We start from the raw sequence: 1031 nt of genomic DNA, 5'->3' as shown, positions 1-1031 counted from the left end.
TATAAACGGCAAAACGATTTGTACTCTCAAAAATAATTGATTTGTACATTTTATTTTGTCGCTTTAATAATTATACAATTTAGGTTAAATCGGGGTTGTTTAAATTAATTGAAGTAAATACCCATCCATTTGTTTCTAACTGTGTTCTCTTTGACGCGAATTCTGAGTTTAAATTACCTTGGTTAAGATCTAATAAATTATCACCGCCAGTTCTCACACCCAACGATATTAATTCATCTAATAATTGATGCTTTCTAGTCCAGCCACCATCCCAATTGTCATGACTCCAATTCCAGCGATTTCTAAAAATTTTCAAATGTTGAAAATCTGAGAATGAAAACTCTCTAGCGTCAAACTCTGCGTAAGTGCCATCCCAGAACAATTGTTTGATATTACTTTGATTTGCGTTTTTTCCCCGGCTTAGTCCATATCCGTAGAAATTCAAAAGCAAAGGTTTGTTTCCAAAATCAAACTCGTCGTTGTCACCTGTCAATCTGAAGTTCATCGAAAGTCTAAGCCATAAAGCTGTTGCTTGTGTTTGCAAATTAGCATTATTAACACGATGTCCGCTATTTGATTGCCACCAATTCCTAACATCTACTCTTTTTATTTGACCTGCTGAAGGTAGGTTTATAACAAAAGGCCCTCCGCCGACACTAGGAGATACAAATTCTTGTAATTGATTACATCTTGACACGTCTCCGTCTGGAGTCGTTGTTATCTCTAGCAAAGAAGCTGGGTATGTATAACCCCTGTTCCCGCCACTTGACGACACAACCCCGCAATTAAGTAAATTGATATTTCTTTGAGCATTTTGGAAATTTAAAATTATAGGATTAGTATACTTGTTTACTACATTTTCTACATTACTAGTATCTCCGTCTATTTCTTTTGAATAATCTTTTGTAATATCTAATTTCTGAAGATTAGGATATGTAATGTTCTTAAAAGAACATCTATTGTAAGAATAATCAACCTCAACCCTCCAAGAGTTGCCTATATGATATACTGACGAATTGATAGATGCTATT

The 1031-nt window shown here is 34.5% G+C and carries 1 protein-coding gene; it reads right to left on the bottom strand.

Annotation, left to right across the window (positions count from 1 at the left end):
* Positions 1-79 precede the first annotated feature (79 nt).
* The coding region (locus PL77_RS32175) for a hypothetical protein (protein ID WP_044213699.1) at positions 80-1031 on the bottom strand (952 nt) is incomplete at its 5' end.

The sequence above is a fragment of the Flammeovirga sp. OC4 genome (assembly GCF_000812565.1).
Lineage (GTDB): Bacteria > Bacteroidota > Bacteroidia > Cytophagales > Flammeovirgaceae > Flammeovirga.
The sequence above is the reverse complement of the archived record's forward strand: the minus strand, read 5'-3'. Positions and strand labels throughout refer to the sequence as shown.